Origin of the sequence: Peribacillus sp. NPDC096540 (genome assembly GCF_050278525.1) — a bacterium.
GTDB lineage: Bacteria > Bacillota > Bacilli > Bacillales > DSM-1321 > Peribacillus.
The window spans coordinates 272,330-296,539 of record NZ_JBNNTG010000003.1 but is presented as its reverse complement, the minus strand read 5'-3'; the positions used below and the strand labels follow the sequence as shown (position 1 = coordinate 296,539).

Annotated in this window: 18 protein-coding genes, 1 other RNA gene and 1 pseudogene; all 20 read right to left on the bottom strand. The window is 37.3% G+C overall.

Annotated elements, in window-relative coordinates; all coding sequences use genetic code 11:
• Positions 1-314 precede the first annotated feature (314 nt).
• Positions 315-686: pseudogene (locus ACQKMR_RS05295) on the bottom strand (malic enzyme-like NAD(P)-binding protein); the annotation flags it as partial.
• Positions 622-897, bottom strand: coding sequence for a hypothetical protein (locus tag ACQKMR_RS05290; protein ID WP_427696343.1), 276 nt, complete (start codon positions 895-897; stop codon positions 622-624). The pseudogene ACQKMR_RS05295 and the gene ACQKMR_RS05290, both read right to left, overlap by 65 nt.
• Before the next feature lie 274 nt (positions 898-1,171).
• Positions 1,172-3,352, bottom strand: a complete 2,181-nt coding sequence (locus ACQKMR_RS05285; protein ID WP_427696342.1) for a malate synthase G — start codon at positions 3,350-3,352, stop codon at positions 1,172-1,174.
• 134 nt (positions 3,353-3,486) lie between these two features.
• A complete protein-coding gene (locus ACQKMR_RS05280) occupies positions 3,487-4,950 on the bottom strand; it encodes an FAD-linked oxidase C-terminal domain-containing protein (RefSeq protein ID WP_427696341.1) in 1,464 nt (487 codons plus the stop codon).
• Positions 4,950-6,302: a (Fe-S)-binding protein gene (locus ACQKMR_RS05275; RefSeq protein WP_427696340.1), complete on the bottom strand. Its 1,353-nt coding sequence runs from the start codon at positions 6,300-6,302 to the stop codon at positions 4,950-4,952. Before ACQKMR_RS05275 ends, ACQKMR_RS05280 begins: the two co-directional genes overlap by 1 nt.
• A gap of 2 nt (positions 6,303-6,304) precedes the next feature.
• Complete coding sequence (locus ACQKMR_RS05270; RefSeq protein ID WP_427696339.1) at positions 6,305-7,624, bottom strand: FAD-binding oxidoreductase; 1,320 nt, start codon at positions 7,622-7,624, stop codon at positions 6,305-6,307.
• 83 nt (positions 7,625-7,707) lie between these two features.
• Positions 7,708-8,067, bottom strand: a complete 360-nt coding sequence (locus ACQKMR_RS05265) for a FadR/GntR family transcriptional regulator (protein ID WP_427696338.1) — start codon at positions 8,065-8,067, stop codon at positions 7,708-7,710.
• A 33-nt stretch (positions 8,068-8,100) separates the two neighbouring features.
• Positions 8,101-8,403 (bottom strand): FadR/GntR family transcriptional regulator, encoded by a 303-nt coding sequence (locus tag ACQKMR_RS05260; protein WP_427696337.1) that lies wholly within the window; start codon positions 8,401-8,403, stop codon positions 8,101-8,103.
• A gap of 1,015 nt (positions 8,404-9,418) precedes the next feature.
• An RNA gene (gene rnpB, locus ACQKMR_RS05255) (RNase P RNA component class B) lies at positions 9,419-9,802 on the bottom strand.
• A gap of 637 nt (positions 9,803-10,439) precedes the next feature.
• Positions 10,440-11,738: an MFS transporter gene (locus ACQKMR_RS05250; RefSeq protein WP_427696336.1), complete on the bottom strand. Its 1,299-nt coding sequence runs from the start codon at positions 11,736-11,738 to the stop codon at positions 10,440-10,442.
• Positions 11,739-12,180: 442 nt separating this feature from the next.
• A complete protein-coding gene (locus ACQKMR_RS05245; RefSeq protein WP_427696335.1) occupies positions 12,181-12,927 on the bottom strand; it encodes a LytR/AlgR family response regulator transcription factor in 747 nt (248 codons plus the stop codon).
• Between the two features lie 9 nt (positions 12,928-12,936).
• A complete protein-coding gene (locus ACQKMR_RS05240; protein ID WP_427696334.1) occupies positions 12,937-14,688 on the bottom strand; it encodes a LytS/YhcK type 5TM receptor domain-containing protein in 1,752 nt (583 codons plus the stop codon).
• A gap of 428 nt (positions 14,689-15,116) precedes the next feature.
• Positions 15,117-16,043: a fumarylacetoacetate hydrolase family protein gene (locus ACQKMR_RS05235; RefSeq protein WP_427696333.1), complete on the bottom strand. Its 927-nt coding sequence runs from the start codon at positions 16,041-16,043 to the stop codon at positions 15,117-15,119.
• Positions 16,044-16,343: 300 nt separating this feature from the next.
• Positions 16,344-17,084, bottom strand: coding sequence for a maleate cis-trans isomerase family protein (locus tag ACQKMR_RS05230; protein ID WP_427696332.1), 741 nt, complete (start codon positions 17,082-17,084; stop codon positions 16,344-16,346).
• Positions 17,085-17,109: 25 nt separating this feature from the next.
• A complete protein-coding gene (locus ACQKMR_RS05225; RefSeq protein WP_427696331.1) occupies positions 17,110-18,444 on the bottom strand; it encodes an MFS transporter in 1,335 nt (444 codons plus the stop codon).
• A 122-nt stretch (positions 18,445-18,566) separates the two neighbouring features.
• A complete protein-coding gene (gene hydA / locus ACQKMR_RS05220) occupies positions 18,567-19,970 on the bottom strand; it encodes a dihydropyrimidinase (RefSeq protein WP_427696330.1) in 1,404 nt (467 codons plus the stop codon).
• A 156-nt stretch (positions 19,971-20,126) separates the two neighbouring features.
• On the bottom strand, positions 20,127-20,843 hold the full coding sequence (locus tag ACQKMR_RS05215; protein ID WP_427696329.1) for a GntR family transcriptional regulator: 717 nt from the start codon (positions 20,841-20,843) through the stop codon (positions 20,127-20,129).
• 579 nt (positions 20,844-21,422) lie between these two features.
• Positions 21,423-21,809: a cupin domain-containing protein gene (locus tag ACQKMR_RS05210; RefSeq protein WP_427696328.1), complete on the bottom strand. Its 387-nt coding sequence runs from the start codon at positions 21,807-21,809 to the stop codon at positions 21,423-21,425.
• Between the two features lie 62 nt (positions 21,810-21,871).
• Entirely contained in the window at positions 21,872-22,636 is a 765-nt protein-coding gene (gene allE, locus ACQKMR_RS05205; protein ID WP_427696327.1) for a (S)-ureidoglycine aminohydrolase, read from the bottom strand.
• 157 nt (positions 22,637-22,793) lie between these two features.
• Entirely contained in the window at positions 22,794-24,152 is a 1,359-nt protein-coding gene (locus ACQKMR_RS05200; RefSeq protein WP_427696326.1) for an allantoinase, read from the bottom strand.
• Positions 24,153-24,210 lie beyond the last annotated feature (58 nt).

Sequence of the window (24,210 nt, the reverse complement as noted above, 5' to 3'; positions counted from 1 at the left end):
AAACTCATCAGTATATGTAATTCCTTTAGTACTGACTGATTTCACATATGGATTGGTTGACAATATCTCTATTTCTTTTGTCGTAAAGAGCTTTTTAGCCATTTTTCCGTTCTCCTCTGCCTGTAGTCATTTCATTGTACAAAAAAAGACCCTGTAGGGCAGCCACTTTTTTTAAAGTGTCTACTCTACAGGGTACAGTTTATTAGACACTCCACTTTTATTTTATCTATAGCGGTATCGAAAGTCTGTAATCACACCTGTATGGATTGAAGAACCTGCAGTAAATCTTGTAAATTTCATTGTAATACTTCCTCTCAAATGATAATTCTTTGTTCAATTTTCTTTCGGACAACTCCCGGTTTTATAGCAGCTTCCGCAACTGCTTTTGTTACTGCTTCTGCGACTCTTTTATCAAATGCATGAGGAATCACATAGTCGTGTGAAAGCTCCTCAGAGCCGATCAAATTAGCAATTGCATATAAGGCAGCCAATTTCATTTCTTCATTGATTTCAGAAGCATGAACCTGTAGCGCCCCTTTAAAAATCCCTGGGAAAGCCAGTACATTATTTACCTGATTAGGCAAATCAGATCGTCCAGTCCCAACCACTCCCGCTCTGGCTTCAATTGCCTCTTCCGGCATGATTTCCGGTACCGGGTTTGCCATTGCAAAAATGACCGCGTCCTTGTAATGCTGCTTTTTTCCTCCCCATAAAGGGCATGGCGGCACCTGGACCTATATTCCCGAGGCCTAAAACAGCGGATCCATCGGATACCACAGCTACAAGATTTCCTTTAATGGTATAATCATAGATTTTATCAGGGTAAAGATAGATTTCTATACAAGACTCTGCTACCCCGGGTGAATAGACCAGACTTAAATCATCTGCGTCCTCCACAGTAACTTTAACATTTACATTTTTTTTCTTTTTGGCTACTTATGAAATTTCAGTGACATATCCCGAAGTTTTCGCATAGCCTTAACGCCTCCATTCATTTTTCCTTCTATAAGATGACGATTGTTGAAACTGTTTTTTCTCAGGCTCGAGTGCAGTTATAACAACCGATACAGTGTTTCTTGTATTACCTATAGGTACATCAAGAAGGTGACTCAAAAGGGATCTGACTCCCTTGTTTTGAGTCAGCCTCCCTGAACCTATAAATTTCAAATGATTATTGTATTATCCCTAACTTAGACTTTGCTTCAATACGTCTACGGTGCAGAATTGGTTCCGTGTAACCATTTGGCTGATAATATCCTTCGAAGATTAATTCGCAAGCAGCCTGGAATGCTACCGAGTCGTCGTAATTCGGAGCTATGGATCGGTAAAAAGGGTCACCAGCATTTTGCTCATCCACTACTTTGGCCATGCGCTTCAATGTCTCGAGTACTTGCTCTTTCGTACAAATACCATGGTGAAGCCAGTTTGCCATATGCTGGCTGGAAATCCGTAATGTTGCGCGGTCTTCCATGAGTCCTACGTTATTGATATCTAGTACTTTGGAGCAACCAACCCCCTGTTCTACCCAACGGACAACATAGCCTAGAAGAGTTTGGCAATTGTTGTCAAGCTCTTCCTGGATTTCCTCTGGAGTCCATTCAGGATTTTTAGCAACTGGAATTTCTAAAATATCTTCCCGTAAGTCTGCTGTATGATTAAGCTTTTCATGCTGTACTGCTCTTACATCCACTTCATGGTAATGTAATGCGTGCAATGTAGCTGCTGTTGGAGAGGGAACCCAAGCTGTATTCGCTCCGGTCCTTACATGGCCGATTTTTTGCTTTAGCATTTCCTCCATTAAATCCGGCATTGCCCACATACCTTTACCAATCTGCGCACGGCCCTTAAACCCGCTTGCAAGTCCTGTAATAACATTCGATTGTTCATAGCCCTGCAGCCATTTTGATGATTTCATATCATTTTTACGAATCATTGGACCAGCTTCCATGGAAGAATGAATTTCATCGCCAGTTCGGTCAAGGAACCCAGTATTAATAAAAACAATCCGGTCTTTAACTTGTTTAATACATGCCTTTAAGTTCAAAGTGGTTCTGCGTTCCTCATCCATTACTCCGATTTTAAGGGTATTCCGTTTAAGCCCAAGCAAATCTTCGACTCGGTCAAAAAGCTGATTTGCAAAAGCGACTTCTTCAGAACCATGCATTTTTGGTTTTACAATATAGACAGAGCCCTTCGCAGTGTTTTGATATGGACCATTTCCTAGAAGCGTATGTTTTGCAATTAGGCTCGTGATGACTGCATCCAAAATCCCTTCCTGAATCTCCTCACCGTTTTGATCAAGAATCGCACTATTAGTCATTAAATGTCCTACATTACGGACAAATAGAAGTGAACGGCCTTTCAACGTAATTTCTTCTCCAGCTGGTGATGAGTATCGGCGATCAGGATTAAGTATGCGGGTTATTGATTTATCGCCCTTTATGAAAGTTGATGATAAGTCTCCTTTCATAAGGCCTAACCAGTTTTGGTATACAAGCACTTTGTCTTCAGCATCTACCGCAGCTACAGAGTCTTCGCAGTCCATAATGGTGGTAACAGCTGCTTCAAGCAGGACATCTTTAACACCAGCATCATCTGTTCTGCCTATCGGATGATTACGGTCGATTTGAATTTCAAAATGAAGTCCGTTATTTTTTAGCAATATAGCTGAAGGGTCTTCCTGATCTCCCTGATAGCCGACAAACTTTTCCTCATCTTTCAATACTGTCGTAGTGCCATTGCATAGAGACACGTTTAATTTGCCATCCGTAATCGTGTAGGAAACTGCGTCCTTGTGGGTGGCATCTTTTAATGGTGCTGCCTGATCAAGAAAATCCCTTGCAAACTCGATTACCTTTGCACCGCGGGCAGGGTTGTAACTGCCAACACGATGGGCACCATCTTCTTCACTGATTGCATCTGTCCCGTATAGCGCATCATAGAGGCTTCCCCATCGGGCGTTAGCTGCGTTAATCGCATAACGTGCATTATTTACTGGTACAACTAATTGTGGACCTGCCTGAATGGTGATTTCATCGTCCACTTCAATAGTAGTAATCTCAAAATCTTCTACTTCCGGTTCAAGATAACCAATCTCTGTCAAAAATGACTTATACGTATTTAAGTCAAAGTTTTCATTGTTTTCGCAGTACCATTTATTAAGTTTGTTTTGAATATCATCACGAGTCGCTAATAATTCCTTGTTTTTAGGTGTTAAATCGTGGATTAACGATTCAAAGCCGGACCAGAACTGCTTTGAACCCACTCCACTTTCTGGAAGTACTTCTAAATTAATAAATTCATAGAGTTCCAGCGCCACTTGAAGATTTCCTGTTTTTACATAGCCAATCATGTTACGATTCCTCCTAAGATTCGTTTGAAAACAGTGAGTACGAACATATGTGTTTCCAAAACTAGTTGTTTTCCTATCCAAAAGACAGTTCATTATTTGTTTTTAAAAATAGAATGATCATCTATATGATTTTGTTATGAAATGGAAGCTTCTTTTTCTTTTATGTCTCTTTTGATTTCTGCGCAACGTCCCGGCATCGGGAATAGTTTTCCTGCATTTAATAGATTATGAGGATTGAAAACTTCACGAATATCAGTTTGTGCCCTAATTTCATCATCAGTGAATACGAAGCGCATTTCTTCCCTTTTCTCAATACCGACGCCATGCTCACCGGTAATGGTACCGCCCACATCAGCACAAATTTGAAGACAGGCACTTCCAGCTTCTAAAGCCTTTTCACTTTGTCCGGGAATTCTAGCATCGAAAAGGACTAACGGATGAAGGTTACCGTCCCCAGCATGAAAAATGTTCGCAATCCGGAGCCCTGATTCTTCACTAATTTTATTAATTTTGCTTAGAACTTCTGGCAGCCTGCTTCGAGGAATAACACCGTCCTGCACTAAATAATCAGGAGAAATCGCTCCCATTGCGCCGAACCCCGTTTTACGATTTGCCCACCATCTGCCTCGTTCTGCTTCATCCTTGGCCGCTCTAACCTCACGAACGTTTCTGCTTTTACAGACTTCCAAGATCTGATTGATTTGCTCATCCAATCCTGCTGCAATCCCATCCACTTCAATAAGGAGCACCGCTTCAATATCCCTTGGGTGACCGACCGGGAATGCGGCCGTTTCCACACCCTCAATCGCGGTTTTATCCATCATTTCTAGGGCAGCAGGAACAATGCCTGCTGAAATGATATCAGAAACTGCCTGACTGCCATCTTCCACTTTATCAAAATAAGCTAACACTGTTTGCTTTGCTTCCGGGTTCTTCAAAATTCGGACAGTTATCTTTGTCACAATTCCCAAAGTCCCCTCAGAACCTGTTAACAGTCCAAGCAAATCATATCCCGGTGAATCAGGAATGCCATTAGCTGCAATTTCAATAATTTCACCATTTGGTAAAACAACCTCAAGACCGAGGATATGGTTCGTAGTCACACCATATTTTAGACAGTGGGCACCACCAGCATTTTCGGCGACGTTTCCACCGATTGTACAACAATACTGGCTCGATGGATCCGGTGCATAATAATAGCCCTTTTCAGCAATCGAGTTCGTCAGCTTAAGATTGACAAAACCCGGTTGTACAACTGCTCGTCTATTCTCGAAATCGACACTTAGCAGCTTCTTCATTCGGACTATGCTGATAACAACCTCTTCATTTAAAGGGATAGCCCCTCCGCTTAGACCCGTCCCTGCACCGCGGGCAAGGAAAGGCAACTGATTGTCGGCGCAATATTTAACAAGCGCAGCGACTTCCTCTGTATGGCTTGGGAACACAACCGCTTTAGGCAAATGCTTATGCAATGTAAAGCCATCACAATCATAAGCTATTAAATCTTCCTTATGGTAAACAATGGAACGGGCATCCCCTACGATGTTTGCGAGATTAATAATATGCTGATCCTTTGATTTGATTCCCTTGACCGCCATTATAGTCCCCCCTTGCCTTCCTCTTTTTGATAAGCCCAATCTAGCAACTGAATCGTGTGCACTACTTTTTGGTTTCTACCATGCTTTTGCACACCTATTGCCATCTGGAGCATACACCCAGGGTTACCCATCGATATCATTTCCACATCTTCAGGGACATTTTCCATTTTGCTTTCGAGCACGGCAGATGCCATTTCAGGATTAGTAATATTATAAATTCCTGCACTGCCACAACAGCGGTCCGAATTTGGCATATGCACCATTTCCACTCCAGGAATATCGAGTAAGATATCGCGAGGTTCCTGGAGCACTCCCTGTCCGTGTGCCAAATGGCATGCGTCATGATAGGTGATACGTGTGTTTAATTCAGCTTTTGGTTTTTCATACCCAGTGGCATGAAGGTATTTCGATATGTCTTCGACCTTTGCAGCAAATTCTTCTGCTTTTTCATGCCACTCAGGTTCTTCTCGGAATAATTCCGGATACTCCTTAAGTGCACATCCACAGCCAGCTGCGTTGACAATCACCTTATTGGAATCTCTAAATGCTTCAATATTTTGCTTCGCAAGCTTTCTGCCTGTCTCACGGTCACCAGCATGTACATGCAGCGCCCCGCAGCAGGTTTGATTCTTTGGAATGGTCACGTCATTTCCGTTACGGGTTAAAACTTTAATCGTTGCTTCATTAATATCACTAAACATAACATCCATAACACAACCCGTTAAAAAAGAAACCTCATTTTTTGTTTTACCTTTGGCTTTAATAATGTTTTCATTTTTATACTTTTTACGAACAGGCTCCTTCACTTCAGGCATGATCGCTTCCATGTCCACTAAATGCTGTGGCATGATATTGATCAGCTTTGTTTTTCGTATTACCTTTTGCATTCCGCTCTTTTGATAGAATCGCAGCAGGCTTCCTAGTGAATTCAACCGGTTTTGATGTGGAAACAGGCCTTTCAGGAACACCTTGCTTACCGCTCCTTTTATTCCTGTTAATGGCATAGCCTGGCGAATCTGGCCACGCGCTTCTTCAATAAGCCCACCAACGTCAACATTCGCTGGACAGGCGGTGGTACAGGCACGACAATCAAGACATGCGAAAACAGGATCCATAAACTGCTCGTTGACAGAGAGTTTACCTTCTGCCACCGATTTAATCAAATGAACGCGTCCGCGGGGGGAATGCTGTTCCTGACCTGTCAGCTCATAAGTCGGGCATGATTCTAAGCACATACCACAGTGGACACAATCTGCCCACTTGTTTCCATCCGGATGATCTTTCGAAAGAAAATTGCTTAAACCGGTGGTACATGCCGGATCTTGCTTTAAATCCACTTCTTTTATACTCATCACTAGATTCCTCCCACAAATCGTTTAGGATTAAGGACTCTATTGGGGTCAACCTTTGTTTTAATTCCTTCTAATAGGGAGAAATACGGAGGCTTTTCACCCCAAACGTCTACTTCCTGCCGTAAAGCAAAAGGTAAGTTCTTCACTACGGCGTATCCACCCATCCTTGAAACGGAGTCTCTAATTTTTCGTATGGCTGCAACAATATCCTCATTAGTACCATACAGGTTTACCTGGCATAAGCCGTGACCTAACCCGCCATGGGCTTCAACTACTAAATTATGTGAATCCCCCAGAAGATGGCTTTCCTTTATTACATCCGGTACGTCCATGTTTATCACGCCAATTTTTAAAGAAGCTTGTGTTACCTTGCTGCCATCCGCTAAAGGACTAAGGCTAAGCGAATAAAATTGGTTCCAAAGGAACTGCGCTTCTTGTTGGCCAAGGATTTTCAAATCCGTCTGTTCTGGTTGAATTCTTTGGATAAGATTTTCCTGATATCGTACAGAGGTTTCAACATCCTCGAGCCCAATCGCTAAAGTGAAATAGCATTGGCCTGTCAATTTTTCTGAGAGTGTTGGACTTAGAAGTTCAAGAGTTACAGGTTCCATCGTGGAATCAAAGAACCTTGTGGAAAACGCTCGAATTTCTTCGATATTTCCGTACGGGAACATTAATAAAATTAGACTTTCATATTTAGGCAGTGGACGGAGCTTTATGGTTACTTCAGATAACACTCCCAACGTACCCATTGAACCGATAAATAATTTGTTCATATCATAGCCTGCAACATTTTTTACAACCTTTCCCCCAGCACGAATCACTTTACCATCCGGGTACACAAGTCTTAGACCTATGACTACATCTCTCGAAGAGCCATACCCCAGCCTCTTAGGACCGCTATCATTTGATGAGATGATTCCACCAATTGTAGCTGATTCAGGTTGGAAAGGGTCGAGTGAAATTTTTTGTTTATGTTGCGCGAGATAATCCTGTAATTCCTTAAAGGTTGTCCCAGCTTTTACGGTTAACGTCATGTCGCCAACAACATGTTCCACAACGCCTTTATAATTAGTCAGAGAAATTAAAATATCGGCCGATTCAGTCAAGCCGCCAAATCCTCTTTTCGTTCCGCCGCCTTCAACGAATACCTTTTTACCATTATCATTGGCATATATAAGAATAGTTGCTATTTCTTCCTCTGTTTGCGGAAATACCTTTACCTGTCCACAGTTCCCCAACGGATGATTTTGCTCCCCTGCTATTACTTGCTCTTCTGGTATTATGGCCTTTAATTCTGTTAAAAGTTCTTCAGTAATCAATTCCAACACCTCTTTTAGTTTCTCAATAAGCAACAGTGTTTTTATATTTAGTAAAAAAAATAAGTTACTGAATTTCCTGCTCGTTATCGCTGAAGGACATGACTTTGTAAAAGCTCTTTTTCGACAAAATTCAGGTGCTCCATCATCATCTGTTTCGCTTGCTTAGGAATCCCTAACTTAATTGACTCATAAATTTGTAAATGCTGTTTCTCAATAATCTGAAGAGTGGTTGGATTTTTCTCAATATAGTTATGAAAGTCAATCATTGCTTTCTTCATCATGGCGGAAATGAATTGCACTAGTTGCATGATAATTTCATTGCCTCCTGCTTTGGCAATTGCCGTATGCAAATGATAATCCGATTCCCAACCACTAATAGATTGGTTTGAAAGAATTTTTTCAATGAGATGTAGATCTGCTTCTGATCGATTTAATGCGGCCATCTCAACAATTCCAGCCTCCAAGATCTTCCTTACTTAAAAAAGTTCACTGATATCTCTTGAGCTAGGAATCAACAGATGATTGTTAAATAACCTAGTTGAATTAAATTCAAGGATATAAGTGCCTTCCCCCTGCTTAACATCGACAGCGCCTTTACCTTTTAATGTAGTAATGGCATCGCGAACAGCAGAACGGCCAACACCAAACATCTCACAAAGTTCCCGGACAGAAGGAAGCTTTTCTCCCGCAACTAACGTTCCAGATTTAATCATCTCCCCAATTTGCTCCACAACTGAATCAGACCTTTCTTCGTCGAGATTTTGTTTACCTTCACACATCCACCACCTTCCCTTCAGACATCACATATCCGATAATTTAAACCGCTTACATTTATTAAAACACTCTCAGTGCTAAAATTATATAAATTTTCAGAATTAATTATTTTTTATTAGATTCAGTTAATTACAATTTCTTGCAACTCTCTGATTAAAAACCCTATACTCCTTTTACAACAGGAATTTAGGCTTCATTATATTGCTCGGCACTGCTGTTTCTCTTTCGATAAAAATGGAATCAGCATTGGGAAGTTTCGCTCCGAAATTCAGCAACTACCCGTTTACACTTGGTGTTGCTTCTGGTGAAGAAGCATAAAAGATATTGAATCATTCTTTGATGCAAAAACTTGGTGAGTTTACCTCCAAATAAAACCTAAATATGTCGTTGTAGCAATCAGTATATGAAAAATAAAGATGTTAAAAAACAATACGTTAACTTTTCCAAATAATTAATCTCTATAAATGTATATTTTAATAATAATGATGATATAGCCAAGTTAAATTTAAAGATATATTATATGATAACACATAATATATAATGACATATATGTTAAATTATGTTTTAAAACTTTTACCAAACCGTTCCTTTGATAGCGTTCTTTGCTGCTTTACAGCCAGTTGTTCTCTTAGATTTTAGAGGGAAGCGAGATGCCAAAAGATGTTAGGCTGCGTCTTTTGCTGCCTTTCATCCTATGAGCAGACCCTTAGGGCTCTCCAAAGAATATTTTGATCAGATAGCGTCTTTGAATTTATTCTGAGTATGCTTGCAAGATCGCTTCTGTTGAAAGGATTTTTGGGTGGCAGAAATCGAGTTCTTCGAATCTACCTAGAAAGGTATTAGAAGAAATTAACTTTTCTTTTAATAAAGGTTTATTTCTTCCTTTGTTCTATAAGGAGTGGAAAAGTATTCTTATTTAATTAAGATGTATGATGAAAATACTATGCAACACCAATTTTTTTGCAAAAAAAATAACCTTCAAAGAAGGTTTGCTGTCTGCACATTCCTGTTCTAATAACGTTCTGTAAGCCATGTTTTGTACCTTTGTACTGCAATCAGTTTTAACCTCGTACTCCGGTGGCAATCATCTATCTACGGTTAAAGCTCAACCGTCTATCTCTCCGTTTAATTCCTTCGAAATAGTTCCCCTACCAAATTTGGGTTTCTCGCTCGTGGGGTTTACCGCGTTCCATCTCCATCGTTTCCAATGAAGTTCGTCACTGTGGCACGTTAGGAGGTACTAGACCGTATCCTTAGACTTAGGTGTTTTCCCTCGCCGTCAATCCAGCTTTACGCCGAACTGCCCTAGCTTATTGATTGGCTAGGCACGAACACTACGGGCATCTCAGCTCCGTGCGAGCATGGACTTTCCTCTACGCATAAGCGCAGCGATTACCTGAACGCTATTTCGAGTGTGCATGAATTAGTATAGCAAGTTAATGACTACTATGCAAAAGCAATTGTTGGAAAACACCACTCAACACAATCTGCAAAAGTCACATAAAACGAACGAAAGGCCTCTCAACATTTTAATTGAAATCTTCACTAAGATTTTGTAACTTTTCTGCGGCTTCACTTCTTGATTAGTATGAAATCTCCGTTTTCTTAACCTTTTACGAATACGAATCACACAATTTCAGCTCCCTTCCAGCTAAAAATTGCTATATAAATTAAAAATATTTATAAATAAATGTTTTACATCTTTGACTCACTTTTAAAGAAAATCCTTTAGAAGTTGTTTTAAAAAAACAATTCTATAAATACATTTGATACAACGATTTTTTGTTCTTATTATTTTTACCATCAATTACAAAAACATGTAAAACTCTCCTGAAAAATGAGATAGTGGGAGACGGCTAGGGTTCATCATAATAGACTGATTCTAAGGGGGGGTTACTTAGATTAGTTCGGAGGAAAACCAGTTTACTATACGTTCGGTTACCCGAATAAAATTTTGATTTTGAGTCCTCCCTGGTTAAGTAAAAAGGGTCTAACTCTTTAAAAAGCAGACCCTTTTTATACTGTTTTTTTGTTTCTTATATTATTGAGCTTTAAGTTCCGTTGCTAAATTTATAGGTTCTTCTTTTGGCTTTCCACCAATAGTCAACGCGGTAACAGCTGCTATAACTAAAGCCGCAATCATTATGATGAAAGAGGAATTGAAGGAACCGCTAGTTTCGATCATGTAACCCATTAAGAATGGAGAGATGAAACCTGCAATAGATCCAAAACAATTAACTGTTGCTGAACCGGATGCCATAATTTTTGCGGGAAGAGTTTCAACAACCAGACCCCAAAACCCACCTTGAGCCATGAACATAAAGAATGCTGCAAGACATTGGTAAACGATGACCATAGTTAAAGAGGAAGCTTGAAACATTAAAAATAAAGCTAAACCACCAGCTAGTGCGTTAGGGATAAACACCCATTTTCTATTTCCTTTTACTCTGTCTGATAAATAACCACCAAGAACGATCGCTACTGTACCAACTAAATATGGTAATGCACTAAAGATACCCGTATCCATAAGAGAAAGACCTTTTTCGTTGATAAGATAAGAAGGAAGCCAAGATGTAAAGCCCCAGAACGTAATATCAAAGAAGAACCAAATGAGCGACATTTGCCATAAAATCGGTTTTGTTAAGAGTTGTTTAAAAGATACATCCGATTTCTTTTTGGATGGAGAATTTTCGTCTAATTCTTCATCTAATTCTGCAAGTTCCTCGCTGGCCATTTTTGGATGATCTTTTGGATTATCTTTTAACTTTATCCAAATATAAATTCCGAGGAAAAGACCTGGAATACCCATAACGATAAAGACTGCACGCCAGCCAAATAATCCTATGATCGAAGCTGCTACAACAGCCGCTATAGCCGGTCCCAAAGTGTTTACTGTTGATTGAATTCCTGTTGCTGTACCGCGTTGCTTACTAGGGAAGTACGTAGCGATTCCTTTGAATGATGCACCCGGTAAACACGCTTCACCTAAACCGAAAACAAAACGAGCAATTAACAAAAGAGGAAAAGTGAAAATAAATCCCGTTAAAGATGTAAAAACGGACCACCAAATAATGGCGATACTCATAACACGACGGAAACCAAATTTATCTGATAACATTCCGCCTGGAATCTGGAACAATGCGTAACCGGCAAAGAATATACTTAGTAGTAATCCTTGTGCTGTTGCATTTAAGTTAAAATCTTCCCCGATAAATGGTAAGGCGATGGTGATAACCATTCGATCCAAGAATGAAAATAACCAACATAACCATAATACTAATAACACTGAATAACGAACTTTCCATTTTTTGTTTGGCTTTGCTTGCGATTGATCATTCATTGAAGTTCCTCCTTTAATATTTTTTCTTAATTCAAACCTTTTAATAAAAGCGCTCTCATTTCTGGGAATAATCACAAATTCCTACTTAAAATTCTATTTACCTAAGGTAACCTTTCTTAAGTTATAATTTTCTGAATATTCCGTAATTCAGATTATATAAAACCATTTGTAAATTTTGTTAAATTAGTGACGAAATGTGTTTATTTACAGATAAAGCGCTTTCATTTAGAGGCGAATGGCATCTACTTAGATAAAGTAGTTGTAATGATATAAATGACCGTATAAAACAAATTCTAAATTCTAACTTCTATCTTTTAACCCAACATTCTCCAACCATAGTAGATTTAGATAAATTAAGACAATAAAAAACTGACGTAAAATAAAACGCCAGTCAATTAAAGAGAAACCTTCTAATTTTAAATAGTAGAATGATAGGATTTTGTTAAAAACCTAAGTGTTTGCGAACGTTTTTTATATAAGAACGGCTAACTGGAACTTTAGATCCATCACAAAAAATTATATTATAGGTACCGTTAAACCATTGTTCTATTTCATTAACAAATTCAAGGTTAATAATATATCCACGATGCACTCTTAGGAAAGAGAAATTTTCTAATTTTTGTTCTATCTCATATAGGACAGAATCAATTACGTACTTATCATTTAGTGTTTTTACAAATACTTGGCGATTTTCTGTTCCAATATACATAATGTTATGGATATCCACCAATATAATTCGTTCATCTTTGACTACCGCAAGCTTATTTATATTTATGCTCGGCTTTATTTCTTTTACGATCTGTGATTGGTCATCTTCTGTTTTTAATCGATTCCACTTTACTATTTTTTCTATTGTTTGTTCAATTCTTTTTTCATCAAATGGCTTTAAGATATAATCTACTGCATCAAGCGCAAAAGCTTTTACAGCATACTCATCGAAAGCGGTTACAAAAACAACAAAAGGTGGCTTTTTTAATGTACGAAGTTGTTTAGCTAATTCAATCCCGTTTCCTTTTGCCAAATGAATGTCTAAAAATACAACTTCGGGCTCTAATTGATGAATCTCCCAAATGGCTTTTTGTATTTCATCTGCTTCACCTACTACCTCTATTTTATTACTTTGACAAAGTAAATCGTTGAGGTCCTCTCTGGCAAATATCTCATCTTCAACCAAGTAAGCTCTTATCACATACTTTTCCTACCTTTCATAGTGTAGCGGAACCACAATCGTAATGATTGTTCCTTTTTTAAACTGACTTTTTATAGAAAAAGAAGCTTCTGAACCAAAAACTAATGATAGCCTCTCCCTAATATTTTGTATCGCTATCCCAGTCCCTTTATTTGATGGGGTTGCTTGGCTTCCTATTTGTTTCAGTCTTTTGCTAGTAATTCCTATACCATTGTCTTTAACTGAAATTTTCAAGAAACTTTCTTCATTGTATACACTAATTTCAACAGTTTCTTTTATAAGCCGTTCTAAAAATCCATGAACAATTGCGTTTTCAACTAGAGGTTGAATGGTAAAGGGCGGTATCAATGCCTTTTCAAGACTGGAATGTATAGAAGTTTTAAGAGTAAATCGTTCGGGAAAACGGGCTTGTTCTAAAGAGAAATAAGCCATTACACTTTCCATTTCCTTCTCAATAGGTATTAAAGTCTGGCTTGTCGCTCTCGTATTATTACGAAGAAAGGTACTTAATTGTATAAGAAGTTTCCTAGCAAACAAAGGGTCTCTTTTGCATAGAGCGACAATAACATTAATCGAATTAAAAAGAAAATGAGGATGAATTTGAGCTTGCAATGCTTTTATTTTTGCATCCTGTAGTAATTCCTTATGACGCTCAGCCTCCCCTATTTCTAACTGTGTGGAAAACAACATGATTAACCCTTCAGCTAATTCCTTTTCCGATTCATTAAGTTTAAAAGGATTTGTATAATACATTTTCAAGGTGCCAATAGGTTTTTCCCGAACAAATAATGGGACAATAACGACTGCTTTCAATGGATGCCTGGTATTTATAGATCTATCCTCGCTAATAGATTTTAAAGTAAATATCTCTCCTGTTTTAAGTACTTGTTTCATGGCATATTGATCATTTTCCTGCAATAATTGATCATAATTTTTCCCTTTTCCTACATGAGTCAAAACTTCATTTAAATCGGTAATAGCTACAGAATCTGCATTTGTATGAGTACATAGTATATGTGCTACTTTTTCGCAAGAGTGCTTATTTAAACCTTGACGAAAAAATGGCAATGTTTTATTTGCGATAAATAAAGCCTTTTGGGTCTGATTCGCTTTTGCTTTATCTTCTTCACGTAAGACACTATAAAAGATTAACGCACAGATCCATATTCCAATACCATTTACAATGATGATGGGTAATCCTGTAAATTTTATTAATAGAACTCCCACTTCATGGGATTCAATTAATACAGGGATTAAAATAATTTGAATGAATAAGATACAAACACTTATCATTAAAATATATGATGGTTGAATCCTTTCCTTATAGGCAATTTTCCAATTGATCCAACCAGCAATTAATCCACCTACTACTGTTAGAATAAAAGTTGCCGTGTTAATAAATCCTCCTAGAAGGTACCGATGTGCTCCTGCAATAATTCCAGCGCCAATGCCTACTGCTGGACCGCCAAAAAGACCTCCTATTATTACACCTATATTGCGAGTATCAGCAATTGCTTTAAAGGATTCTATATTATGGAACGAATAATCAAATGGTATTTTTGAAAAATCTGGTTGGATAACAACCCCTGTATAATTTCCGATTATTCCGAATAAACCAAAAATAAAAATCATAACTACTTTACCCTTCCAGCTTAAACGCTGGTAAATCATTTGTCTAAAAAGATTAAGTCGAGTAATCAAGAATGCAATCGTAACAATCATACACATCCGCCAAATCATTTGATACATTAAATCCAACATAGAAACTTCTCCTATTTTTTTTAATTAAAAAAGTGAGAAAAATAGAGATGACTGTTGAAAAGTCCATCCCAAGTGTATATATAAAATTAAGAGAAGCGACTGTCTTCATTACAATCGCTTCTCTTTAATCATTTATTTCATTAATAAGCATCAATCGATTTTTAAAGAAGGATACTTAAATTGTTGTTCATAATACTTCAATCTACCTGTTTTCAAATATCATTGCCAAAATTGAAAAAGTCTAGTTATATCCTTTTTGTTCCTCTATAAGCAACGATGTTTCGTTTTGCGGGTAAAATAAAACCTTTTATTCTATATTTATACTATCACCACTAACTTGGCTTTTCAATAAAAAATTTTAAAATTCAGAATGTTTCTGACGTTGAGAGGCAGCTCTTTCCAACTTGAGAATGATGTAACCGAGCACTTTATTTCAGACCATTAACACTCGTTGATTTTAAATCTTTTTCTGTTTTAAATGTGTTTGATAATTTGCCAAGTTTATCAATTTTAACTTTTACTACATCACCATTTTTTAACCAAACTCTCTTTTCTTCAGGAAAGCCCAAAATAACCCCTTCTGGCGTACCAGTAAGAATAATGTCACCCGGTTGGAGAGTAATATGTTCTGAAATATAACTAATAAGTTCTTCACAACTAAAAATCATATCGGATGTATTAGAGTTCTGTCGAATTTCTCCATTTACATATGAGACGATATTTAAGTCATTGGGATCCCCGACCTCCTCCTTACTTACAAGGTATGGCCCGATTGGACAGAATCCATCACTCGTTTTCCCAAGGAGCCACTGCGAGCTTTGAGATTGTAAATCACGTGCAGAAACATCATTCGCATTACAGTACCCATACACGACTGAAAGTGCATCTTCCTTTTTAACATTTCTCGCTTTTTTTCCAATGATAATTGCTAATTCTGCTTCATAATCTACTTGTGATGAATGTTTAGGCAGCATGATTTCCTTTTCGTGAGCATTAATGGTATTGTTAAATTTACTAAATATTATCGGGGCTGCTGGAAAAGTCATATTACACTCCTCAGCGTGTTTTTTATAGTTCAATCCGATACAAATAATATTTTGAGGTTCAGGTACACAAGGACCATAATCAAGTGAAGCTTCTTCTAAAATTAAAGAATCTTCCCTTAAAGAAGCGCCGATTAACCTTGAAATTTTTTGTTGTAGATTTTCTCCTTCAGTAATGAGATCATATACTGATCGAGAAACATTATTAATAGAAGGAAATTTCATAGAAGCAGCTTCAACGTCTAAAATCCCCTTTTCCGTTTTAATTCCCAAAACCAATCGATTACCTTTATAAAAAGTAACAGAAATCATTTTTATCCACCTCCCAATTTATTGATTCCTATAACAAAGTCTATTTATCTATTCATTTTGAAAATATTTACATTAAGTTTCAAACGTTTTCCATTCATGATATAATAAATACGGCATCTGCACTTTGAAAATAGCATACATAAGGGGTTGAGACAGCCAATCTTCTGTCCGTAAAATGTTATGGAGTCGTCAGAGAAGACGTTAATTCACCATGCAGATACCTGTTGTTTATTTACTAATGTAAATGAACAGAGCATTGCAACCCCTGCACGGGTTGAATGCTCATCAATGGTTACTAAATTAGCTATTTTGATTTACTCTTGAAAATACTTTTCCCCAGCCTTTAATAATACTTGGATCTAAATCTACCATTTTTAAACACTCCCACATAAGGACATTGATGGTGTCATACATTGGCAAATTATATTTTTCTTCATAGTATTCTACTTTATCTACCGCAGGGAAGTTAGTACAAACCACACTTAATGCGTCTGCAGGTGAAACGGATACAGCTTTGATCTGTTCTTCAATTCTATCTTGGGGTACTAGGCTAAAAGAACGATTTACTGTTTGACCAAGGCCTTGAATATTAATCGTTTCCACGTTACAGTGCTTTTTGTATTGTTCCGCAATCAATTGGTTGATTTCTGGAATATATGGAGTAACAAGGTGTACAGATTTAATATTATGCTCTTTAAACGCTCTTACTTGAGATAACATTGAAGTCGTAGCTGGTATACCTGTTCTTTTTGTTATCGCTTCGCAAAGTTGTTGGTCCACTTCGAAACCAAGCCATCCGCCTGATGTTCCATTCCAGGCTATAACATCTACTTCTGCATGTGCTAATAATTCTGCTGCCTTTAGCATCGGCTCGAAATCAAATTGACTTAAAGCATCCTGTTCTAATGAAATTTTAGTAACCTCAAAACGAGAATAGTGGCACGTCACTTCCGGAACATTGTATAACAATTTGGAGCAGATCGGCTCTAGTGTAGTATTTGATGAAGGTGTTAGCATTCCAATTTTTTTAGGTTCTTTCATTTTTTAATTCCTCCTAATAACTGATTTAATTTGCACTTCCAATTTTCTTATTATAGTTAATTAAGCTTGATACTGTTGCTAAAAGAAGACCTGCTACAACAAACACCATAAGAGCTAAGAAATATGAATCTGTTAACGATACAATAACACCAATATAGATCGGAGTTAGAACACCTGCAATATTCCCTGCAAAGTTCATACATCCACCAATTGTACCAACATGCTCACGTTGAGAGATTGCAGCAGGTACACTCCAATATAAACCTCCCCAACGAAGAAAGAATAATGCAAATGAGAGCGTGGTAATTGCCATTGTTACCGAAGTAGATTTACTTAGCAGGAAGATCGAAAGTGCAGTCATTATTCCAGCAATTGACAACATTGTCCTCATAACCCTGTTAAAATTACCACCCTTATCACGCCATTTATCTGTAATCCATCCACCAATAATTTCTCCAACAAATCCAGAGCCAAAGATGATTAAAATCGATCCACCGATTGCTTTTATATCCAAATTTTGTGTTTTAGCAAGATAAGATGGACCCCAAGTCATTAATCCGTAAAAAACAGTGTTAAACGAAAACCAACCAAGACACATACACCAGAAATTCCGTGCTTTTAAGTAATCTTTTGCTCCGATTTTAATCCCTGTAGCATTACGTTTATGCTCTTCGTATTCCTCTTCGAGGGCTTTCCTAATATGTTCACGTTCTACCTCATTAACATTTGGATTTCCATTAGGACCACCCTTGATGACTCTCCATACTAACCAGGCGATAACAATTGTAAGGATACCAGCTCCAATTAAGGCTCCACGCCATCCTCCAAACCATGCCATAAAGGCAATAATAATTGGTCCTCCGACTGCAGTTCCTAGTGGTGCACCGCTATCAATGATAGTTGCCCCACGACCTCTTTCTTTTGAACTCAACCAAATCGACTGTAACTTCGAACATCCTGGCATTACTGGAGCTTCTGTAATTCCGAGCAAAACACGGAGAAACATAAGTGATTTTGCCCCAGTTATGAAACCTGTCATCATTTGGACAATACCCCAGGCAAATGCAGCACCATACACAATTTTATCTGGACGATATTTATCCGCCAACCAGCCTGAAGGTACCTGCATAAGTGCATATCCCCAGAAAAAGGAACTTAGTATTAAACCTACAATGGCAGGATCTAAAGATAAATCCTTTTGTATCTCCGGCATGGCAATTGATAGAACAGCACGATCAACATAGTTAATTGTTACAAGAAGAAGGAGCATGATAAATACTCGCCAACGTATATTCGTTGGTTTGGCAGTTAAATCGACTTGTGGTTCTAATACTTTCTGACTTGTGTTACCACTTGGCATAAAAATCCCCCTTAACTAAAAATGTGTTTTGCCCTGAACTATTATTACGTATGTTTTAGGCTAATCACCCCCTTAAAATACTAAGCAAACACACCTGGGGACTTATAATTAAGTTTTTTATGCTAGCAAGTAACTCTTGTCTCAATATTTGAATTTTTCTTCCTGAATAGATACTGTCCTCGTCCTTGTTCGCCAATAACATATCCATCTCGAACTATTTCCTCGCCACGCGAAAGAACTCGTGTAATTGCTCCTTGGACAACCCTACCCTCATAAAGGTTATAATCCACATTTTGATACTGTTTTTCTCTTGAAATAACTCTCGAAACATTAGGATTAAAAATGACAATATCTGCATCGAAACCTATTCCAATTGATCCTTTTTTCGGATAAAGTCCGAATAATTTAGCAGGTCCAGTAGAAATGATTTCCACAAACTTTTGTAAAGAGATTCTTCCTTCATGAACCCCATAGTGGTAAACAATGGGGAAAATATCCTCAAGACCTGGAACTCCATTAGGTATCATCGTAAAGTTGTTTCTACCAACTGTTTTTTGCCCTTCAAATAAAAATGGACAATGATCTGATCCAACGGTTGAAATGAGACCAGAGGAAATTCCCTTCCAAAGAAGGTCTTGATTCCACTTTTCACGAAGCGGAGGGGAGCAAACATATTTTCCTCCTTCAAAATCTGGTAATTCTAAATAGCTTTCATCAAGCACTAAATAATGTGGACAAGTTTCCGCAAATGCTTGTACACCGCGCCTTTTAGCCTGTTCCACTTTTTCTAAAGCATCAGCACAGCTAACATGGACAATATAAATAGATGCATTCGCTGCTTCTGCTATTGAAAGTGCTCTGCCGGTTGCTTCAGATTCTGTAATGGGAGGACGGGTATAAGCATGAAAAATAGGGTCTGTATTTCCGTTCGATAGCGAATCTTCAACCAATTCATCGATAATATCACCATTCTCAGCATGAACATTTGTAATAATTCCAACTTCCCCAGCTTTTTTCATTATTTTAAACATTTCACGATCATTGACCATTAACTCACCCTTGTAGGCCATAAATAGTTTAATAGAAGTAACACCTTCTTGTTCGGCGAGGATTGGAAGTTCTTGAAGTACATGGTCATTGTATTCACTGATTATCGAATGAAATCCGTAATCTATTAAAGATAATTCACCCTTTTTCTTCCACTCTTGTAAATTATCAAGAAGGGTTTGCCCTTTTTTAGGATTCGTAAAGTTGATAATACTCGTAATCCCACCTGCAGCCGCAGCTCTGGTACCGCTTACAAAATCATCAGCAGTTCCGGTGCTTTGAAATGGCCAGGCAAGATGGGTATGTACGTCTATCCCTCCGGGAAAAAGGTATTGTCCACTGGCATCAATGACATGTACATCTTTTTCGGGGATGATTCGATCAGCTATAGCTGTTATTACTCCGTTTTCTATCAATAGATCTCCCTTGTAAATATCAGCAACGGTAACAATTGTTCCATTTTGAATGATCGTTTTCAACTTATAGTCCTCCTTTTTTTATCTGATGATTTCGGTAACCCTAATCGTCAACTGTCAACAGCAAAAACCTAGCGGGTTGCCTCTGTATCCAAATCCCTTATTCAGATGTCGTCTGTCGACACTTTATGTCTTTCACCTGTAAAACTCATAATTTACCTATACCATTCTTGAAAACGGTGGCATATTCTCCTTGTCTAAGTTATTACTGGTTCCGAACATTTCTTTTAAATGAATTAAGTCGTTTTTCATATGATTTTGCATCGCTTCACATGCTTTTTCTTGATCCCTATTCACAATTTGAGTAAATATTTCTTGATGCTCGTTAAAAACATTCCATTCTCTATTTTCACCCTGGAAATTTAAAACTCTATAATAATGACTTAAAGATTTTAAATCTTTAAGTTGTTTTTTCAATCTTTTATTTTGACTATATTTCATGATTAGATCATGAAATCTTGCATTTTCCTTAATTAATCCATCCCTTTTTTCTTCACAATAATCCTCAAGGTATTCACTGCTTTTTATAAGAGTATCCTCTATTTCTTCTAATTCTAGTTTCGTAGCCAGCCTCGTTGTTAAACTAGCAGCTAAAGACTCGAGGACTATTCGGCATTGATAAATATCTTCAATATCCTTCATGGTTGGTTTATATACTGTAATTCTGGATTTTTCATCAATTTCTAATAACCCTTCTTTTTCTAAGGCCCTTACAGCTTCCCGTACTGGGCTGCGGCTGATATTTAATTCTCTTGCTATTCTAGCTTCATAAATACTATCACCGGGTTTTAAGGTGCCTTTGACAATCATTTCTCTAATCGAATTATAAACTTGGTCATAATATCTCAATGGTTTTTCTATAGAAAAAGTATCCATAATTCTCTCCTTTCTTGTCGTCTGTCGACACTTTTTTTTGAATCTTTTTAAGAAAAAATTAAGTTCCTTTGAATTTTGTTGTTCATTAAGCAACTTCGTTTCTTTATTTTTCTTATCTAAAGAATATCATCTTAAATTACCAATATCAATATTTATTTTTAAATTTTCCCAAAATTCCATTAACTTGTAGATGTAAAGGGCGTAAAAGGAACCAAGCAGAAAATTGTAGTAATAAACACAAAAATACCTGTTACAAAAATAGATCTTCTGTATTGATTCTGTTAAACCTTATGCTTGTATACATCAGCAGTAGCTTGAATAGATGCAAAAGAATTCGTTAAAGTCAGAAGGGCTGCAAAAAACGAGACGAAAATACTTGGAATCAATCGGTTTTTTATATAAATTCCAAATCTTCGCTTTTGACAACAATAAAATTAAGAGAAGCGAATGTCTTCATTACAATCGCTTCTCTTTAATCATTTATTTCATTAATTTTTATAGCATTAATCGATTTTTAAAGAAGGATACTTAAATTATTTAGTTCAACTTGTTTAAAGTTTAATAGATTTATTTTTAATACTAATATCTAGTTATATCCATTGGCAATGAACCAGCAGCAAAGCCCACAAACACGAATCGGTCTTTTCCTGTATTACGCATTCCGTGAATTTGGTTAGGTTTGGCCAATAATACCATTCCTTTTCTGATTGCGATTTCATTCTCTAAGTCTGGGAAATATGTTCCTTCCCCCTCCATGCAAACCCAAATATCATCAACATTCGAATGGGAGTGTAAATATAATTCCTGCCCAGGCTCAAGACACCAAATTGCCCCAACCGTTTTATCTGTTTCATAGAAATAGTTCTTTTGCGCTTCATTTGGATCAAATTTTGCTATCTTATCAATTTCAAAGACTCTTTCTGCTGTTATCTCCTCGATTTTTGACAAAGTCGCTTTCTCTTCCACTTCTATACACCCCTTTTTATTAATAAGTTTTCGAATACATATTAATATGAAGAATGTGACTTTTACAAGGCTGCATCACGGTTACAATCTTTAGAGTAGACATATGTTAAATTTTCTCTTCCTACCGCATAAGCTGCCTGATGTACGTATGGACCCATAAATATATAATCCCCTTTTTTCACTGGAATCCATTGATTGTCTAGATTATACATACCTTCTCCTGAGAGTAGGTAAGCACCATGTTCCTGCACATGTGTTTCGATAAATGGATGACATGCAGCAGGATCAAAAGAAAGAATATGAAAATTCATATCAAAATCTATATCTGCAGGCAAAAGATCTTTAATATTGACATTATGCATGTCATCATAAATCCTATATTCAATCTTGTTGGCATGGTTTGAATAGACCCATGGCTTCCGTCCTTCGAGTGGACGATATTTTTGCTTATAAAGGAATAGTCTGGAATCTCCAGCCCATTGATTCTCTAAATACATTTTTGTACCTGGTGGACAGTATAAATAACCGCTTTCTTCAAGACTAAACTCTTGTTCACCTGCAGCAGCTTTAATTTTCCCTTCAATAACATAGACGAATGTCTCTACATCTTCTTGCCCACCAAACCCCTCGGTATTCTTTCCTTCATTTTGCATTGTCACAATGTAATCAACAAAGCTCGCTCCAAGTTTTGGAGAACCCAAAATAGAAATGATACAATTCTCAAACCCTGGTATAACATTATTAACTAACCCTTCAGGTGCAATTAAAGCATATTTACCGTGTTTAATTATTGATCTGCTTGATAATAAATCTTTAGGATAACCCATTATTAATACTCCCCTTTTAATTGTTTTGCTTTCTTATTTACATGTTATTCGCTATTACATCATTAGTCATTATGACTAATCGCTAAAAACACTTTTAGTTTTTGTCTATTATAAATAAAATGCTTCCCTTTTATAAACCTAGATTTATAGTTTTTTCTTATGAATTGATTTCTGTTTTTTCCACAACTGTTATGTTTCCATCTTCAAAGACTACATTCCCATTGACAATCGTAGTCGTTACTTTTCCTTTGAATGTTCTGCCTACATATGGCGAATGCTGATGGCGGTAAAACAGATCTTCCTTTTTCAGCTTGAAACTTTCGTTAAGGTTAACAATTGCTAGATCCGCGTCGCTATCAACGGCTATTATTCCTTTATGAGGATAAAGTCCAAACAACTTAGCAGGATTCGTAGCCGTTAACTCAACAATTTTTTCTAAAGGAAGATTACGGTTAAAATACCCCTCTGTCAACATGATATTTAGTGTAGACTGGGCACCTGAAATCCCCCCCCAAGCCTTGAAAAAGTCTCCATTTGTTACCTCTTTCATGCTTGCTGGTGCTGGTGAATGGTCAGAAGCTATGAGGTCTATTTCACCATTTGCTAAAGCAACCCATAATTGTTCAACTTCTTTTTCATCACGCAGTGGAGGACAACATTTTGCCAATCCGCCTTTTTCCTCTAAATCTTTTATTGTCAAAGATAAATAATGAGGGCAAGTCTCTACTGTAATATCTATACCTCTTTGCTTTGCCTCATTAATGACATCGACTACTTTTCGGCTGCTTGCATGAACAACATGTACTTTACAGCCTGTAACCTCAGCATATGAAATGATTCTTCTTACAGCTTCAATTTCAGAAATAATCGGTCTTGACTCGATAAAATCCTTTGCAGATGTTTTATTTTTGCTTTGTTTTTCTTGAGCAAGCTGATCACAGATAACTGTACTTTCAGCATGAACGGCTAAAAGAGAACCGACAGAAGCAATTTCATTCATTCCTTTAAAGAGCGTAATATCATCAACATGATTGAAATCGGCAATTCCACTCGGTGACATAAATGCTTTAAATCCAATGATGCCATTTTCATAGAGTTCCTTAATATTCTCAATATTTTCTGGTACAAGTCCACCCCAGAAGCGAAAATTAACAATAGATTTCGCTTCTGAACAAGCTCTCTTTAATGCCAAATTTTCTTTATTAATTGTTGGAGGTGTACTGTTTAATGGCATATCAAAATAGGTTGTTACCCCACCTGCAGCTAAACTTCTGCTCCCAGTTTTAACACCTTCCCACTCCGATCTGCCCGGTTCATTAAAATGAACATGAGTGTCAATTAATCCAGGTAAGATGTGTTGTCCTTCAGCATTGATTTCTCTTATTGCATTAGCTGCAAGGTTTTTACCAAAAGACACTTCTTTTATTTTCCCTTCTTTTATTCCGATATCACCTTGAACAATCGAATCCAACGTTACAATTTTTCCGTTTCTAATAATTAAATCAAATGTAGCCATAACTCCCCTCCCCTTATTAAAACCAAAGTTATAAGTCTTTACTAATTTTAACTCTTTT

Bases quoted from the DNA above. Each gene is read 5' to 3' on its own strand.
- ACQKMR_RS05235 (WP_427696333.1), bottom strand. From the start codon at position 16,043: ATGATTTCTGTTACTTTTTATAAAGGTAATCGATTGGTTTTGGGAATT.
- ACQKMR_RS05250 (WP_427696336.1), bottom strand. From the start codon at position 11,738: ATGAATGATCAATCGCAAGCAAAGCCAAACAAAAAATGGAAAGTTCGT.
- ACQKMR_RS05215 (WP_427696329.1), bottom strand. From the start codon at position 20,843: ATGGATACTTTTTCTATAGAAAAACCATTGAGATATTATGACCAAGTT.
- ACQKMR_RS05230 (WP_427696332.1), bottom strand. From the start codon at position 17,084: ATGAAAGAACCTAAAAAAATTGGAATGCTAACACCTTCATCAAATACT.
- ACQKMR_RS05275 (WP_427696340.1), bottom strand. From the start codon at position 6,302: ATGAGTATAAAAGAAGTGGATTTAAAGCAAGATCCGGCATGTACCACC.
- ACQKMR_RS05260 (WP_427696337.1), bottom strand. From the start codon at position 8,403: ATGTGTGAAGGTAAACAAAATCTCGACGAAGAAAGGTCTGATTCAGTT.
- ACQKMR_RS05265 (WP_427696338.1), bottom strand. From the start codon at position 8,067: ATGGCCGCATTAAATCGATCAGAAGCAGATCTACATCTCATTGAAAAA.
- ACQKMR_RS05240 (WP_427696334.1), bottom strand. From the start codon at position 14,688: ATGTTGGATTTAATGTATCAAATGATTTGGCGGATGTGTATGATTGTT.
- ACQKMR_RS05285 (WP_427696342.1), bottom strand. From the start codon at position 3,352: ATGATTGGCTATGTAAAAACAGGAAATCTTCAAGTGGCGCTGGAACTC.
- ACQKMR_RS05200 (WP_427696326.1), bottom strand. From the start codon at position 24,152: ATGGCTACATTTGATTTAATTATTAGAAACGGAAAAATTGTAACGTTG.
- ACQKMR_RS05225 (WP_427696331.1), bottom strand. From the start codon at position 18,444: ATGCCAAGTGGTAACACAAGTCAGAAAGTATTAGAACCACAAGTCGAT.
- ACQKMR_RS05280 (WP_427696341.1), bottom strand. From the start codon at position 4,950: ATGGCGGTCAAGGGAATCAAATCAAAGGATCAGCATATTATTAATCTC.
- allE (WP_427696327.1), bottom strand. From the start codon at position 22,636: ATGGGTTATCCTAAAGATTTATTATCAAGCAGATCAATAATTAAACAC.